This is a genomic window from Variovorax sp. Varisp53 (genome assembly GCF_059491555.1).
The window spans coordinates 5,831,801-5,845,156 of the sequence record NZ_CP168512.1 but is presented as its reverse complement, the minus strand read 5'-3'; the positions used below and the strand labels follow the sequence as shown (position 1 = coordinate 5,845,156).

Here is a 13,356-nt window from a genome sequence, read left to right as displayed (position 1 = left end):
ATGCAAGGACTCTGGGACCTCGGCACCTTCGCACCCCGGCTCGACGTCGTCGTGCCCGGCGACACCATCCCCGCGATGTTCTGGAACGCCGTGAAGCAGCGCGGCGACAACATCTGGATGCGGCAGAAGGAACTGGGCATCTGGCGCAGCTGGAGCTGGCACCAGACCGCCGACGCGGTGCGCGAGATCGCGGCCGGCCTCCAGTCCATCGGCTTTGCGCCGGGCGAGTGCGCGTCGATCCTGTCCAACACCGTCATCGAATGGGTGCTCGCCGATCTCGCGGTGCTGAGCTGCGGCGGTGTCTCCAATGGCATCTACCCGACCGACGCGGCCTCGCAGGTGCACTACCTTTGCGAAGACTCGGGCACCACCGTGCTCTTCGTGGAAGACGACGAGCAGCTCGACAAGGCGCTCGAGGTGCGCGCCGGCCTGCCGGGCCTGCGCTGCGTGGTCGTGTTCGACATGGAAGGCCTGCGCGACCTCGACGATGCGGCGGTGATGAGCCTCGACGCGCTGCGTGCGCTCGGGCGCCAGCACCTGGCCGCCGATCCGCAGGCGGTCGAGCGCACGGTTGCCGCCTGCCGCCCCGAAGACCTCGCCATCCTCGTCTACACCTCGGGCACCACCGGCAAGCCCAAGGGCGCCATGCACAGCCATGCCGGGCTCGTGTACACCGCGCGCGGCTACAACACGCTCGTCGCGCAGGACCAGACCGACGAGCGCATGTGCTTCCTGCCGCTGTGCCACATCGCCGAGCGCATGGGCGGCGAGTACTTCGCGATGTACACCGGCGCCATCCTCAACTTCGTCGAGAACCCCGAGACCGTGCCGGAGAACGTGCGCGAGATCGCACCCACGGTGTTCACGGCCGTGCCACGCGTGTGGGAGAAGTTCTATTCGGGCGTGATGATCGCGCTGAAGGAGGCGAGCCCGCTGCAGCAGGCTGCCTACAGGTGGAGCATCGGCGTGGGCGAGGAGATCGCCAACCGCGTGCTGGCGGGCGAACCGGTGAGCTCGTCGCTGAAGTTCAGATTCAGGCTCGCGCGCGTGCTCGCGCTGGACAACGCGCGCAAGCTCATCGGCATCCACCGCGCGCGCTTCCTGGTGACGGGCGCGGCGCCCATCTCGCCCGAGCTGGTCAAGTGGTATCTCGCGCTGGGCGTGCCGATGCTGGAGGTGTGGGGCATGACGGAGTCGTGCGGCGCCTCGACCGCGGTGCCGGCCACGCGCATCAAGCCGGGCTCCATTGGCCCGGCCACCGGCTACAACGAGGTGCGCCTCGACCCCGCCACCGGCGAGATCCTAGTGCGCGGCCCCAATGTCTTCATGGGTTACCTCAACCTGCCCGAGAAGACGGCCGAGACCATCGACGCCGACGGCTGGCTGCACACCGGCGACGTGGGCACGATGGACGAGGACGGGTATTTCCGCATCACCGACCGGATGAAAGACATCATCATCACGGCGGGTGGGAAGAACGTGACGCCCAGCGAGCTGGAGAACGAGCTCAAGTTCAGCCCCTACATCACCGATGCCGTGGTCATCGGCGACAAGCGGCCCTACCTCACGGTGATCGTCATGATCGATCAGGAGAACGTCGAGAAGTTTGCGCAGGACCACGACGTGCCGTTCAGCAACTACGAGAGCCTGACGCGCGCGAAGGAAGTGCAGGATTTGATCCAGGGCGAGATCGATCGCGTCAACGCCAGGTTCGCGCGCGTCGAGCAGATCAAGAAGTTCTTTCTGCTCGAAACGCAGCTCAGCGCCGAGGACGAGGAGCTCACGCCCACGATGAAGCTGAAGCGCAAGCTGGTGCAGACCAAGTACGCCGGCCGCATCGACGCCATGTACCGCTGACCTCTTTTTTGCCAACCCGAGGAGACAACGCTATGACGAAGCTCAAGACACTGACGACGCTGGCCGTGCTGGGCCTGATCGCGACGCTTGCGTCCGCGCAGCAGCAGGGCGTGAGCAAGGACGAGATCCGCATCGGCACGATCCAGGACCTGTCGGGTCCGCTCGCGGGCTTCGGCAAGCAGGCGCGCAACGGCATGCAGCTGCGCGTGGACGAACTCAACGAGCAGGGCAGCCTCAACGGGCGCAAGCTCAAGCTGTTCGTGGAAGACTCGGGCTACGACCCGAAGAAGGCCGTGCTGGCGGCGCAGAAGCTGGTGAACCAGGAAAAGATCTTCATCATGGCCGGCCACATCGGCACGGCGCAGAACATGGCGGCGATGCCGGTGCAGTTCGAGAAGAACATCGTCAACTTCATGCCGATCACCGCAGCGCGCGAAATGTACGAGCCGCTCAATCGGCTGAAGTATTCGTTCGCAGCCACCTACTACGACCAGATCCGCCTGGCCCTGCCCAAGATGATCAAGGAGAAGGGCGCCAAGAAGGTCTGCACCATCTACCAGGACGACGAGTTCGGCCTCGAGGTGCTGCGCGGCGCCGAGGCGGGCCTGAAGACCGCCGGCATGGAGCTGGCCGAGAAGACCTCGTTCAAGCGCGGCGCCACCGACTTCAGCTCGCAGGTCGCCAAGATGAAGGCCGCCAACTGCGACCTCGTGGTGCTCGGCACCATCATCCGCGAGACCATCGGCACCGTGGGCGAGTCGCGCAAGACGGGTTTCAACCCGACCTTCCTGGGCTCGAGCGCGGCCTACACCGACCTGATCCACAAGTTGGGCGGCAAGGCGATGGACGGCATCTACGCCACCATGACGGTGCAGAACCCGTACACCGACGAGCAGTCGCAGCCGCTGCGCTTCTGGGCCAACAAGTACAAGACCAAGTTCAACGAAGACCCGACCGTGTTCTCGGTGTACGGTTACGTGATCATCGATTCGTTCATCAAGGCGGCGACCAAGGCCGGGCCGAACCTCACGACCGACAGCTTCATCAAGGCGATGGACAGCATGACCTTCGAGCCCGACATGTTCGGCAGCCCGAAGAGCAGCTACACCGCCACCAAGCGCCTGGGCAACGACCTGTCGCGCCTGTCGCAGATCAAGGATGGCAAGTGGGTGGTCGTTTCCGACTATGTGACACCGTAATCCGTGTCGCTTCGCAATCCCCCTCGCCGGGGGCAACACCGGCGGCCCGGCAAAGCCGGTTCCGCGGTGTTCCGCGATGAAGGTGCGCGGCCTGGTGCAGGTTTATATTTGCGGCGAATTTCTCTGGTGAAGAGACCGCAATGCCACAGTACTGGTTGATGAAATCCGAGCCCGACGAGGTCTCGATCGACGACGCGCTCGCCGCGCCCGGCGCCACCGTGCCCTGGACCGGCGTGCGCAACTATCAGGCACGCAACTTCATGCGCGATGGCATGAAGGTCGGCGACGGCGTGCTGTTCTATCACTCGAGCTGCCCGGAGCCCGGCATCGCCGGCATTGCGCGCGTGGCCTCGGGCATCAAGCCCGACCCGACGCAGTTCGATCCGAAGTCGCCTTACTACGATGCGGCCTCGAAGAAGGACGATCCGCGCTGGCTGCTGGTGGACGTGCAGGCGCTGCGCAAGACGCGGTTGCTGGCGCTGACCGAGCTGCGCGCGAATCCGGAACTGGCCGACCTGGTGGTGCTGCGCAAGGGCAACCGGCTGTCGATCACGCCGGTCGAACCCGCGCACTGGAGAGTCATCGAGAAGATGCTGGGCTGAATGAATCAGCCCACGCGCTGCAGGATCGGAAACAGCTTCCCCAGCCCATCGGCCATCACCTCGACCGCTAGCGCCGCGAGGATCAACCCCATGAGCCGCGTCATGATGTTGATGCCCGTCTTGCCGAGCACGCGCGCAATGGGTTGCGCGAGCGAGAAGGCCACCGCGGTGGCCAGCGCCACCACCACGCCGTAGCCAACCAGCACCGCCAACTCCCACAGGTGCTGCGTCTTGTCCGCGTAGATGACCACGGTGGAAATGGTGGCCGGCCCGGTGAGCAGCGGGATGGTGAGCGGCACCACCGCGATGGACGCGCCCATGGAGGCCTTCACTTCGGTGGCGCGCAGCTCCTCGACGTTGGTCTTGCTCTCGGCCGGCTTGGCATTCAGCATCGAAAGCGAGCTCATGAGCAGCAGCAGGCCGCCGCCGACCTGGAAGCTCGCGATCGAGATGCCGAAGAAGGACAGCAGTTGCAGCCCGAGCAGCGCGCTCACCGCGATCACCACGAACGCGCTGAACGCCGACATGCGCACCGTGTGGCGGCGCTGCGCATCGCTGTAGCCCTGCGTGTAGTGGATGAAGAACGGCACGATGGCCAGCGGGTTGACGATGGCCACCAGCGTGACCAGCGGCTTGATCAGGTCCATCGAGGTGCTCATGGTCAGCGGCCTCCGGCGACGTCGAGCAGGGCCATGGTGGTGTAGCTGGCCTCGGCGGACAGCAGCCACAGGATGGCGCCCGCGACTTCCTCCGCGCTGCCGGTGCGCTGCATGGGCACGGTGGGCGCGAGATCGAAGGCGCGGTCCGGCATGCCGCCCGAGGCGTGGATTTCGGTATCGATCAGTCCGGGGCGCACTGCGTTCACGCGAATGCCTTCGGCCGCCACTTCCTTGGCCAGCCCGATGGTGAAGGTGTCGATGGCGCCCTTGCTCGCGGCGTAGTCGACGTACTGGTCGGGCGAGCCCAGCCGCGCGGCGGCGCTGGAGATGTTGATGATGGCGCCACCCGCGCCGCCGTAGCGCGTGCTCATGCGCCGCACGGCCTCGCGCGCGCAGATGAAGCTGCCGATCACGTTGATGCGGAACATGCGCTCCAGCCGGGCCACGCTCATCTCGTCGACGCGCGCCTGCACGTCGACCACGCCGGCGTTGTTGACCAGCGCCGTCAACCGGCCGAACCTGGCGTCGACCTTCTGGAACATGGCGAGCACCTGCGCCTCGTCGCCCACGTCGGCCTGCACGGCCATGGCGGTGCCGCCGCCCGCGCGGATGGTGCGCACCACCTCGTCGGCGGCCAGCGAGTTGCTGGCGTAGTTGACGGCCACCGCGTAGCCGCGCTGCGCGGCGAGCACGGCGGTGGCGGCGCCGATGCCGCGTCCGCCGCCCGTGATCAAGAGCACTTGGTCCAAAACCTACCTCCTGCAGAGAAACTGCGTGTCAGTTAAAACCGTTGGCTTGGATTACATCATCGGGGGCACGCGCATGAGCACCAACAGGACCATCGACTACTACTTTGCGCCACAGAGCCCATGGACCTATCTGGGGCATTCCCGCTTCGCGGCGATTGCCGCGGCCGCCGGTGCCGAGGTGCGCGTGCGGCCCATCGACATGGGCAGCGTGTTCCCTGTGTCGGGCGGGCTGCCGCTGGGAAAACGCGCACCGCAGCGCCAGGCGTACCGGCTGGTCGACCTGGCGCGCTTCTCGCGCCACCTCGGCCTGCCGCTGAACACCAGGCCGAAGTTCTTTCCCGTGGCCAGCGACGATGCGGCCCGGCTCATCATCGCGGTCGACATGCACGACGGCACCGAGGCCGCCATGCGCATGTGCGCGGCGGTGTTCGCGGCCGTGTGGGTGCAGGAGCGCAACATCGGCGACCCGAAGGTGCTCGATTCGCTGGTCATCGAATGCGGGCTGTCGCCCAAGCGCGCCGAGCAGTCGCAGAGCCAGGCGGTGCAGGAGCGCTACGAGGCCTACACGCAGGAGGCCATCGACATCCAGGTGTTCGGCGCGCCGAGCTACGTGATCGACGGCGAAATCTTCTGGGGCCAGGACCGCCTCGACTTCGTCGAGCGGGCGCTGCGCCCTTGACCCCCGGCGTTCATTCATTCATTCATCTATTTGCCATCAAGGAGCAAGACAACATGGGTCAATTCATCGATCTCAAGGCCAAGGACGGCTTCACCTTTCCCGCCTATGTGGCCGAGCCGGCGGGCAAGCCGCGCGGCGCGGTGGTCGTTGTGCAGGAAATCTTCGGCGTGAACTCGCACATCCGCGCGGTGGCCGACGGCTACGCGGCGGAGGGTTACCTCGCCGTGGCGCCGTCGACCTTCCACCGCGTCAAGCCGGGCGTGGAGCTGGGCTATTCGGAAGACGACATGAAGAACGGCTTCGGACTGAAGACGGCGGTCGAGGCGCTGCCGGCGCCGGGCGTGCTGCAGGACATCGAGGCGTCCATCGCCTACGCGTCGAAGGCCGGCAAGGTCGGCATCGTCGGCTACTGCTGGGGCGGCCTGCTGGTGTGGCGCGCAGCGGCGCTGCTGCCGGGCCTGGCTGCAGCCGCGCCCTACTATGGCGGCGGCATGACCACGCCCGAGGAAACGGCGCGCCAGCCCAAGGTGCCGGTGCTCGCGCATTTCGGCAACCAGGACCACTGGATTCCGCTGGACACCATCGAGTCGTTCAAGAAGGCGCATCCGGAGGTGGAAGTGCACGTGTACCCGGTCGGCCACGGCTTCAACTGCGACCAGCGCGGCTCCTACGACGCCGACGCGGCAAAGCTGGCGCGGGAACGCACGCTGGCGTTCTTTGCGAAGCACGTCGGCTGAAGCAGCGCCTCGGCGCTCTTATTTGCTTCTTCGCGCCGATTCCGGACCCACGCGCGTCTGCAGGAAGTCGAGCAGCGCGCGCAGCGCGGCGCTGTTGTGGCGCCGCTGCAGGTAGGCCGCCGACAGCCACATGTCCTTGCGCGCGTAGTCCTGCAGCACGGGCACGAGTTCGCCCTGGTCGAGGTGGGACTGCACGAGGATCGACGGCAGGTAGATCACACCGAAGCCGTGCATGGCCACGCGGATCAGCGGTGCGGCCTCGGTGCAGTCCATGCGGCTTTTCACCTGCACGTCGAGCGGCGTGCCGTTGTCGTCGAAGCGCCATACCGGCTGCTGGCCCAGCAGCGAGAACGTGAGGGCGTCGTGGCCCGACAGGTCGCGCGGATGCTCGGGCTTGCCGTGCTTCTTCCAGTAGATCGGCGAGGCGCAGACCACCATGTTCATCAGGCGCAGCTTGCGCACGATGAGGTTGGCGTCTTCCACCGGGCCGCTGCGCAGTTCGACGTCGATGCCTTCCTCGGCGAGGTCGACGGTGCGGTTGGTCAGCTGCAGGCTGATCGTCACGTCGGGGTAGTAGCGCATGAAGTCGGCCAGCAGGTTCGGAAACTCGCCGTTGCCCATGCCGTGCGGGGCCGAGATGCGCAGCCGGCCGCCGGGCTGGCTGGCGCGGTCCTGCAGTTCCGACTGGGTGAGCTCGACCATCTCGAGCATCGGGATGCTGCGCTCCAGCAGCAGCTGGCCGGCGTCGGTGAGGCTCACGGAACGCGTGGAGCGGTTGAGAAGACGCACGCCGAAGCGGGTTTCCAGCTCGGCCACGTACTTGCTGACGGTGGCCTTCGACATGTCGAGCCTCTTGGCTGCCTGGGAAAAACTGCCTTGCGAGGCGACTTCCCGAAAGGTTCTGATCAGGTCGAGACTGTCCATGTGAATGAGCCCATTGTTTCCGTTTTGGGAACGTGATGGTTCGATTCTCCGGGGTTTTTCTTAGCCGACTCCCGCGACACTGTGGTGCACGCCGACGTTGCCAGCCACGGCTGGATCGTTCCGGAACCGGCCGTCTTCTTCTACTGGCATGCCTTGATGTTCGTATTGTTTCAATAGAGGAAACACGGTGTCTCTGATCCGAGTGTTCTGGCAAGGCAGTTCGCCCGGAAACTCGCCGCACAGGCAAGCGAACCAGCAAGCCTGGTGGACGAACCATCCGACGAACACACTAGGAGAACTGAACATGAAGACCTCGCAAATCCTCGCCGCTGCCGCTCTGACCCTGCTTGCCGCTGTTGGCGCTGTTGGCGCTCAAGCCGAAACCTACCAAGGCGTGAACGCCGCCGTCTCGACCAAGAGCCGCGACGACGTCAACGCCGAAGCCGCACGCACCGCGTCGGCTCCGAACCAGAACGTCGTGCGCGGTTCGCGCGGTGCGGAAACCGTCGCCGTGTCGAAGGACCGTGCGATCGTCGAAGCCGAAGCCGTTCGCACCGCCTACGCTCCCGACCAGAACGTGAGCTCGGGTTCGCGCGTCAACAGCAAGGTGATCTCGACGATGGCCAACCCGGCTGACGCACTCCAGGCGCAGCAAGGTTCGGGCGCTATCGCCAAGTAATCGAAGCGGCCCCTCGGGGTTGCCCAAATGCAAAAGGGCCACGCGAAAGCGTGGCCCTTTTGCATTTGCCGCTGATATATGGGGGAGTCAGCGCGTGCGGGCGAGGTAGCGCTTGCGCCAGAAGATCAGCACCAGCAGCACGGCGATGACCAACATCGACGTCATCGCGATCCAGAAACCGTCGGCCTTGTGCACCAGCGGGATGAACTCGAAGTTCATGCCGAAGATGCCTGCGATGAGGTTGAGCGGCAGGAACACGGCGGTGAGCACCGTCAGCACCCGCATGATGTCGTTGGCGCGGTGGCCCTGGACGCTGAAGTGCATCTGCACGGCGGTCTCGGCGTTCTGCTCCAGCCGGTGCACGTGGTGCACCACGCGCTCGATGTGCTCGAGCACGTCGCGGCTGCGGATCATGATGAGTTCGCGCTCGCGCCGCTCGGTCTCGCCCTTGGGCACGGGCAGGGTCTCGAGCGAGTCGATCCAGTCCTGCATGGCGGCGCGCTGGTCCTCGCAGATCTCGTCCAGGTGGTGCAGCGACTGGCGCGCTTCCATCAGCGCCCCCCAGTTGGTGAAGCGGCTGCGCGGGTCGATCAGCTCGGTCTGCCAGTGGTCGAGCTGCTTGGTGAGTTCGCGCCGCAGGTCGAGGTAGCCGTCGACGATCTGGTTGATCACGCGCAGCATCAGGTCCGAAGGGCTGGCCGGCACGCGGGCCGAGGTGGCGCGCACGTCGAGTGCCGGCGCGCCGCGGTCGTCGGGCGAGCCGGCCGCCAGCAGCCGCGCGGCGAAGGCGTCGCGCACCGCGCCGTCTTCCGGGTGCACCGACAGCAGCACGCGGTCGAACGCCGCGAAGCCGACCGGACGGGTGTCGACGCGGCGCAGCACGGGCGGGCCGCTGCGGGGCAGGCGCGGCGCCGCGCCTCCCGCCGGGGCCTCCTGGCCCTGCCCGTTTCCATTGGCAAGGCGCCGGAACACCAGCACGTCGTATTGGGACGTGTAGTCGTAGTGCGAAGGCAGCTGATCGTTGAGCAGGTCGGCCACGTGCAGGTCGACCAGCTGCGTGAGGCACAGGGTCTGCAGGATCTGCTGCACCTCGGCCAGCGAGGCCCGGAATTCCTCGCGCGTGAGCGAGATCCACAGGTAGCCGCCTGCGCCGCACGCGCCCGGCACGGTCAACGGCGTCAGTGCGGAGTGCTCGCTGACCTGCGAGCGATTGATTTCGAAGATGCGCATGCCAGTGCGCGCTACTTCTGGAGCAGGCGCGCGGCGTCGAGCGCGAAGTACGTCAGCACGCCGTCGGCGCCGGCGCGCTTGAAGGCCAGCAGGCTTTCGAGCACCACGGCGTCGTGGTCGAGCCAGCCGTTCTGGGCGGCCGCCTTGAGCATCGCGTACTCGCCGCTCACCTGGTAGGCGAAGGTCGGCACGTGGAACTGGTCCTTCACGCGGCGCACGATGTCGAGGTAGGGCATGCCGGGCTTCACCATCACCATGTCGGCGCCCTCGGCGATGTCGATGGCCACTTCGCGCAGGGCCTCGTCGCTGTTGCCGGGGTCCATCTGGTAGACCTTCTTGTTGCTCTTGCCGAGCGTGGCGGCCGAGCCCACGGCGTCGCGGAAGGGGCCGTAGAAGGCGCTGGCGTACTTGGCGCTGTAGGCCATGATGCGCGTGTGCACGTCGCCGCGGGCCTCGAGCGCGGTGCGGATGGCGCCTATTCGGCCGTCCATCATGTCGCTGGGCGCCACAATGTCGACGCCGGCTTGCGATTGTGTGAGCGCCTGCTTCACCAGCACTTCAACGGTCGCATCGTTGAGGATGTAGCCGGTGTCGTCGAGCAGGCCGTCCTGGCCGTGGCTGGTGTAGGGGTCGAGCGCGACATCGGTCATCACGCCCAGTTCGGGGAAGCGCGCCTTGAGGGCGGCCACCACGCGGGGAATCAGCCCGTCGGGGTTGAAGGCCTCGTCGCCGCTGGGTGTCTTGAGGCTGGCGTCGATCACCGGGAACAGCGCCATCACCGGGATGCCGGCGGCAACGCACTGCTCGGCCACGGGCAGGAGCAGGTCGAGACTCAGGCGATCTACGCCAGGCATCGAAGGCACGGCATCGCGGCGCTTTTCGCCTTCCTGCACGAACACCGGGTAGATCAGGTCGTTGGCCGTCAGCGCGTGCTCCCGCACGAGGTTGCGGGTGAAGGCATCGCGGCGCAGGCGCCGTGGCCGCCCGGCGGGGAACATGGCCAAGGGGGAAGATGATGACGTCATATATCCAAAATTGTGCCTGAAGCGACATTTCGCGGTGCCTCCCTCGAAGAAGGCGGTTGTCTGACAACTACGGAATATCGTAGAACCAAGGTTCTAAGTTTTTTGCCTCAAATGTCAAAGAAAGTGCCTCAGTCGCTTGAAACCTTGTTTCGTCTTTGTTAAATTCTGAAGCGGGCGGCTTGCCGCTCCCCGCTTTTCCTCCCTGAGCGGGTGCCTTGATGTGTGACAGCAAAAGGGCTTCCCAGCCCGACGTGAAGACGTCGGGCTTTTTTTTGCCCGCCGTGCGGAGGCAGTGCCGCAAAACCCGGGGCCGGCGAGAGGGCGCCACTAAACTGCCGCCATGCTCTGGGTCAAATCTCTTCACATCGTCTTCATTGCAAGCTGGTTCGCGGGGTTGTTCTACCTGCCCCGGATCTTCGTCAATCTGGCGATGGTGCCGCCCGAGTCGGTGGCCGAGCGCGAACGGCTGCTGCTGATGGCGCGCAAGCTGATGCGGTTCACGACTTTCCTGGCAGTTCCGGCGCTCGGCTTCGGCCTGTGGCTCTGGCTGGGCTACGGCATCGGGCGCGGCCCGGGCAACGGGTGGATGCATGCCAAGCTGGCGCTGGTGCTGGTGGCCATCGGCTATCACCATGGTTGCGGCGTGCTGCTGCGCCGCTTCGTGGCGGGCGAGAACCGGCGCAACGACCGCTGGTTCCGCTGGTTCAACGAGCTGCCGGTGCTGCTGCTGCTGGGCATCGTGATCCTGGTGGTCGTCAAGCCGTTCTGAAACCCGGTGCACATGGTGGAGAGGCCGCACAAGTCAACCGCGCTCCCCCTGGCGCTCGCCTATGCGGCGCTGATCGTCTACGCCAGCCTTTATCCGTTCGCCGACTGGCGCGACCAGGGGATCGCGCCCTGGGCCTACCTGTCGGCGCCCTGGCCGAAGTACTGGACGGGTTTCGACTTCGCCGTCAACGTGGTGGGCTACATGCCCTTCGGATTCCTCTGCGCCCTGGCGGCGCTGCGCACGGGCCGGACTGCCGCCGTCTGGCATGCCGTGCTGCGAGCCGCAGTAGCGGGCGCGGCGATCGCCTTCGCCATGGAGACGCTGCAGAGCTACCTGCCTGCGCGCATTCCTTCCAATGTGGACCTGGGGCTCAACACGGCGGGCGCCGTCCTCGGCGCGGTGCTGGCGGCGGGGCTGGAGCGGCTGGGCGCGGTTGCGCACTGGAGCCGCGCGCGTTCGCAGTGGTTCGTCGAGGAGTCGCGCGGCGCGCTGGTGCTGCTCGCGCTGTGGCCTTTCGCGCTGCTGTTTCCGGCCGCCGTCACCTTCGGGCTCGGGCAGGTGTTCGAGCGGCTCGAAGTGGCGATTTCCGAATGGCTGCTCGACACGCCCTTCATCGACTGGCTTCCGCTGCGGCAGTTCGAGCTCGAACCGCTGGTGCCCGCGGTGGAACTGCTGTGCGTGATGCTCGGCGCGCTGGTGCCGTGCCTGCTGGGCTACCTGGTGGCGCGCTCCGTGGCCCAGCGCGCGGTCCTGCTGCCGCTGACGCTGCTGACCGGCATCGCGGCCTCGGCGCTGTCGGCGGCATTGAGCTACGGGCCCGAGCACGCATGGGCATGGCTGGACCTGCCGGTGCAGGTCGGCATGGCCGCGGCCTTGTTCGCCGGCGTGTTGCTGCTTTTCGCGCCGCGCCGCCTCTGCGCGGCACTGCTGCTGGTGGGGCTCGTGCTGCAGCTGAGCCTGCTGAACCAGGCGCCCGAGAGCGCGTACTTCGCCCAGACCCTGGCCACCTGGGAGCAGGGGCGCTTCATCCGCTTCCACGGGTTGGCGCAGTGGCTCGGCTGGACCTGGCCATTCGCCGTGCTGGCGTACGTGGTGGCCGCCTTGTCGCGGCGGAGCCGGCCCGCCGCCGCGACGGCCTGAGCGTCCGGGCAGCGGCGCCGGGAGGCGGTCACTAAAATCTGCCGATGCCCAGCTCCTCTCCCGCCAAGCCGTCCGGCTATTACGGTCGCCACATCTTCTTCTGCCTCAACGAGCGCAAGAACGGCGAAGACTCCTGCGCCATGCACAACGCACAGGAGGGCTTCGACCGCTGCAAGGCGAAGGTCAAGGAGCAGGGGCTCGCAGGGCCTGGCAAGGTGCGCGTCAACAAGGCCGGCTGCCTCGACCGCTGCGCGGGCGGGCCGGTGGCCGTGGTGTACCCCGAAGCCGTCTGGTACACCTTCGTCGACAGCGAGGACATCGACGAGATCGTCGAGTCGCACCTGAAGAACGGCCAGGTCGTCGAGCGGCTCGTGCTGCCTTCCGATGTCGGACGCTGAACTTTTCCACCGGCCCTCCGCTCGTACCCTGCGCCAATGAACTCCCAGACCGAAAAGATCAGCCTCCAGGGCGCCGCCGGCGCGATCGAGGTTCAACGCGACCAGCCTGCCGGTGCTGCGCGCGGCATTGCCGTGATCGCCCATCCGCACCCGCTGTTCGGCGGCACGATGGACAACAAGGTGGTGCAGACGCTGGCGCGCGCTTTCGTCGCCTGCGGCTGGACCACGGTGCGCTTCAACTTCCGTGGCGTGGGTGCCAGCGAAGGCGTACACGACGAAGGACGCGGCGAGCTGGAAGACATGCTGAATGTCGTGGGCCAGCTGGCGTCCGAAGGTCCGTTGGCGATCGCCGGCTTTTCCTTCGGCGCTTTCGTCGCGAGCGGCGCCGCCGCAAGACTCTGGGCCGAGCGCGACATCCGGCAGATCGTGCTGGTGGGCACGGCCGCCGCGCGCAACACCGTGGCCACGCTGCCGGCCGAGGCGCACGAGCGCACGCTGGTGGTTCATGGCGAAGCCGACGACACCGTGGCGCTCTCCGCCGTGATGGACTGGGCGCGGCCCCAGTCACTTCCTGTCACAGTCGTTCCCGGGGGCGGTCATTTCTTTCACGGACAATTGCCGCTGCTCAAAAGTCTCGTGGTCCGCCATCTGCGCGCGGACATCGCGTGAAAGCCTCGCAGGCTTGTTTTCGTCTCTTTCCGAACTCCCC

Annotated in this window: 15 protein-coding genes; 10 read left to right on the top strand and 5 right to left on the bottom strand. The window is 66.5% G+C overall.

Annotated elements, in window-relative coordinates; all coding sequences use genetic code 11:
• The 3 genes from ACEOAB_RS27455 (at position 1) to ACEOAB_RS27445 (ending at position 3,658) form a co-directional block, all read left to right on the top strand.
• Positions 1–1,857, top strand: a complete 1,857-nt coding sequence (locus ACEOAB_RS27455; RefSeq protein WP_413750321.1) for an AMP-dependent synthetase/ligase — start codon at positions 1–3, stop codon at positions 1,855–1,857.
• Positions 1,858–1,889: 32 nt separating this feature from the next.
• Positions 1,890–3,056, top strand: a complete 1,167-nt coding sequence (locus ACEOAB_RS27450; RefSeq protein ID WP_007829622.1) for an ABC transporter substrate-binding protein — start codon at positions 1,890–1,892, stop codon at positions 3,054–3,056.
• 140 nt (positions 3,057–3,196) lie between these two features.
• Positions 3,197–3,658, top strand: coding sequence for an EVE domain-containing protein (locus ACEOAB_RS27445; protein ID WP_413750320.1), 462 nt, complete (start codon positions 3,197–3,199; stop codon positions 3,656–3,658).
• A 5-nt stretch (positions 3,659–3,663) separates the two neighbouring features.
• Here the strand turns inward: ACEOAB_RS27445 and ACEOAB_RS27440 are convergent, their stop codons facing one another.
• The gene (locus ACEOAB_RS27440) at positions 3,664–4,317 is read right to left on the bottom strand and encodes a MarC family protein (RefSeq protein WP_007829619.1); all 654 of its coding nucleotides are present in this window, start codon (positions 4,315–4,317) and stop codon (positions 3,664–3,666) included.
• Between the two features lie 2 nt (positions 4,318–4,319).
• Positions 4,320–5,066 carry an SDR family oxidoreductase gene (locus tag ACEOAB_RS27435; protein WP_056597748.1) on the bottom strand — a complete coding sequence of 249 codons (747 nt, stop codon included), beginning with the start codon at positions 5,064–5,066 and terminating at the stop codon, positions 4,320–4,322.
• Between the two features lie 73 nt (positions 5,067–5,139).
• Here ACEOAB_RS27435 and ACEOAB_RS27430 point away from each other — a divergent pair, with 73 nt between their 5' ends.
• Together ACEOAB_RS27430 and ACEOAB_RS27425 are read left to right on the top strand one after the other, a co-directional pair.
• On the top strand, positions 5,140–5,745 hold the full coding sequence (locus ACEOAB_RS27430) for a 2-hydroxychromene-2-carboxylate isomerase (protein WP_056597746.1): 606 nt from the start codon (positions 5,140–5,142) through the stop codon (positions 5,743–5,745).
• Between the two features lie 53 nt (positions 5,746–5,798).
• Positions 5,799–6,482, top strand: coding sequence for a dienelactone hydrolase family protein (locus tag ACEOAB_RS27425; RefSeq protein ID WP_056597744.1), 684 nt, complete (start codon positions 5,799–5,801; stop codon positions 6,480–6,482).
• Between the two features lie 18 nt (positions 6,483–6,500).
• Here ACEOAB_RS27425 and ACEOAB_RS27420 read toward each other — a convergent pair whose 3' ends face one another.
• Entirely contained in the window at positions 6,501–7,406 is a 906-nt protein-coding gene (locus tag ACEOAB_RS27420) for a LysR family transcriptional regulator (protein WP_056597742.1), read from the bottom strand.
• 304 nt (positions 7,407–7,710) lie between these two features.
• Between ACEOAB_RS27420 and ACEOAB_RS27415 the strand changes: the two genes are divergently transcribed.
• Entirely contained in the window at positions 7,711–8,085 is a 375-nt protein-coding gene (locus ACEOAB_RS27415) for a DUF4148 domain-containing protein (RefSeq protein ID WP_413751165.1), read from the top strand.
• A gap of 87 nt (positions 8,086–8,172) precedes the next feature.
• Here ACEOAB_RS27415 and ACEOAB_RS27410 read toward each other — a convergent pair whose 3' ends face one another.
• The gene (locus tag ACEOAB_RS27410; protein ID WP_495653240.1) at positions 8,173–9,315 is read right to left on the bottom strand and encodes a magnesium transporter CorA family protein; all 1,143 of its coding nucleotides are present in this window, start codon (positions 9,313–9,315) and stop codon (positions 8,173–8,175) included.
• Positions 9,316–9,326: 11 nt separating this feature from the next.
• Positions 9,327–10,313, bottom strand: a complete 987-nt coding sequence (gene hemB, locus ACEOAB_RS27405; protein ID WP_413750890.1) for a porphobilinogen synthase — start codon at positions 10,311–10,313, stop codon at positions 9,327–9,329.
• 367 nt (positions 10,314–10,680) lie between these two features.
• On the opposite strand from hemB, the gene ACEOAB_RS27400 reads away from it, so the two are divergent.
• The 4 genes from ACEOAB_RS27400 to ACEOAB_RS27385 are packed head-to-tail and all read left to right on the top strand — an operon-like array spanning position 10,681 to position 13,316.
• Positions 10,681–11,109 carry a CopD family protein gene (locus ACEOAB_RS27400; protein ID WP_056522085.1) on the top strand — a complete coding sequence of 143 codons (429 nt, stop codon included), beginning with the start codon at positions 10,681–10,683 and terminating at the stop codon, positions 11,107–11,109.
• A 12-nt stretch (positions 11,110–11,121) separates the two neighbouring features.
• Positions 11,122–12,249 carry a VanZ family protein gene (locus ACEOAB_RS27395; RefSeq protein ID WP_413750889.1) on the top strand — a complete coding sequence of 376 codons (1,128 nt, stop codon included), beginning with the start codon at positions 11,122–11,124 and terminating at the stop codon, positions 12,247–12,249.
• A gap of 44 nt (positions 12,250–12,293) precedes the next feature.
• On the top strand, positions 12,294–12,647 hold the full coding sequence (locus tag ACEOAB_RS27390; protein ID WP_413750888.1) for a (2Fe-2S) ferredoxin domain-containing protein: 354 nt from the start codon (positions 12,294–12,296) through the stop codon (positions 12,645–12,647).
• A gap of 36 nt (positions 12,648–12,683) precedes the next feature.
• A complete protein-coding gene (locus ACEOAB_RS27385; RefSeq protein ID WP_413750887.1) occupies positions 12,684–13,316 on the top strand; it encodes an alpha/beta hydrolase in 633 nt (210 codons plus the stop codon).
• Positions 13,317–13,356 lie beyond the last annotated feature (40 nt).

What these genes read in the sequence shown, in the direction of transcription:
- ACEOAB_RS27455 (WP_413750321.1), top strand. Translation starts at nt 1, where the DNA reads ATGCAAGGACTCTGGGACCTCGGCACCTTCGCACCCCGGCTCGACGTC.
- ACEOAB_RS27450 (WP_007829622.1), top strand. Translation starts at nt 1,890, where the DNA reads ATGACGAAGCTCAAGACACTGACGACGCTGGCCGTGCTGGGCCTGATC.
- ACEOAB_RS27445 (WP_413750320.1), top strand. Translation starts at nt 3,197, where the DNA reads ATGCCACAGTACTGGTTGATGAAATCCGAGCCCGACGAGGTCTCGATC.
- ACEOAB_RS27440 (WP_007829619.1), bottom strand. Translation starts at nt 4,317, where the DNA reads ATGAGCACCTCGATGGACCTGATCAAGCCGCTGGTCACGCTGGTGGCC.
- ACEOAB_RS27430 (WP_056597746.1), top strand. Translation starts at nt 5,140, where the DNA reads ATGAGCACCAACAGGACCATCGACTACTACTTTGCGCCACAGAGCCCA.
- ACEOAB_RS27425 (WP_056597744.1), top strand. Translation starts at nt 5,799, where the DNA reads ATGGGTCAATTCATCGATCTCAAGGCCAAGGACGGCTTCACCTTTCCC.
- ACEOAB_RS27420 (WP_056597742.1), bottom strand. Translation starts at nt 7,406, where the DNA reads ATGGACAGTCTCGACCTGATCAGAACCTTTCGGGAAGTCGCCTCGCAA.
- ACEOAB_RS27415 (WP_413751165.1), top strand. Translation starts at nt 7,711, where the DNA reads ATGAAGACCTCGCAAATCCTCGCCGCTGCCGCTCTGACCCTGCTTGCC.
- ACEOAB_RS27410 (WP_495653240.1), bottom strand. Translation starts at nt 9,315, where the DNA reads ATGCGCATCTTCGAAATCAATCGCTCGCAGGTCAGCGAGCACTCCGCA.
- hemB (WP_413750890.1), bottom strand. Translation starts at nt 10,313, where the DNA reads ATGTTCCCCGCCGGGCGGCCACGGCGCCTGCGCCGCGATGCCTTCACC.
- ACEOAB_RS27400 (WP_056522085.1), top strand. Translation starts at nt 10,681, where the DNA reads ATGCTCTGGGTCAAATCTCTTCACATCGTCTTCATTGCAAGCTGGTTC.
- ACEOAB_RS27395 (WP_413750889.1), top strand. Translation starts at nt 11,122, where the DNA reads ATGGTGGAGAGGCCGCACAAGTCAACCGCGCTCCCCCTGGCGCTCGCC.
- ACEOAB_RS27390 (WP_413750888.1), top strand. Translation starts at nt 12,294, where the DNA reads ATGCCCAGCTCCTCTCCCGCCAAGCCGTCCGGCTATTACGGTCGCCAC.
- ACEOAB_RS27385 (WP_413750887.1), top strand. Translation starts at nt 12,684, where the DNA reads ATGAACTCCCAGACCGAAAAGATCAGCCTCCAGGGCGCCGCCGGCGCG.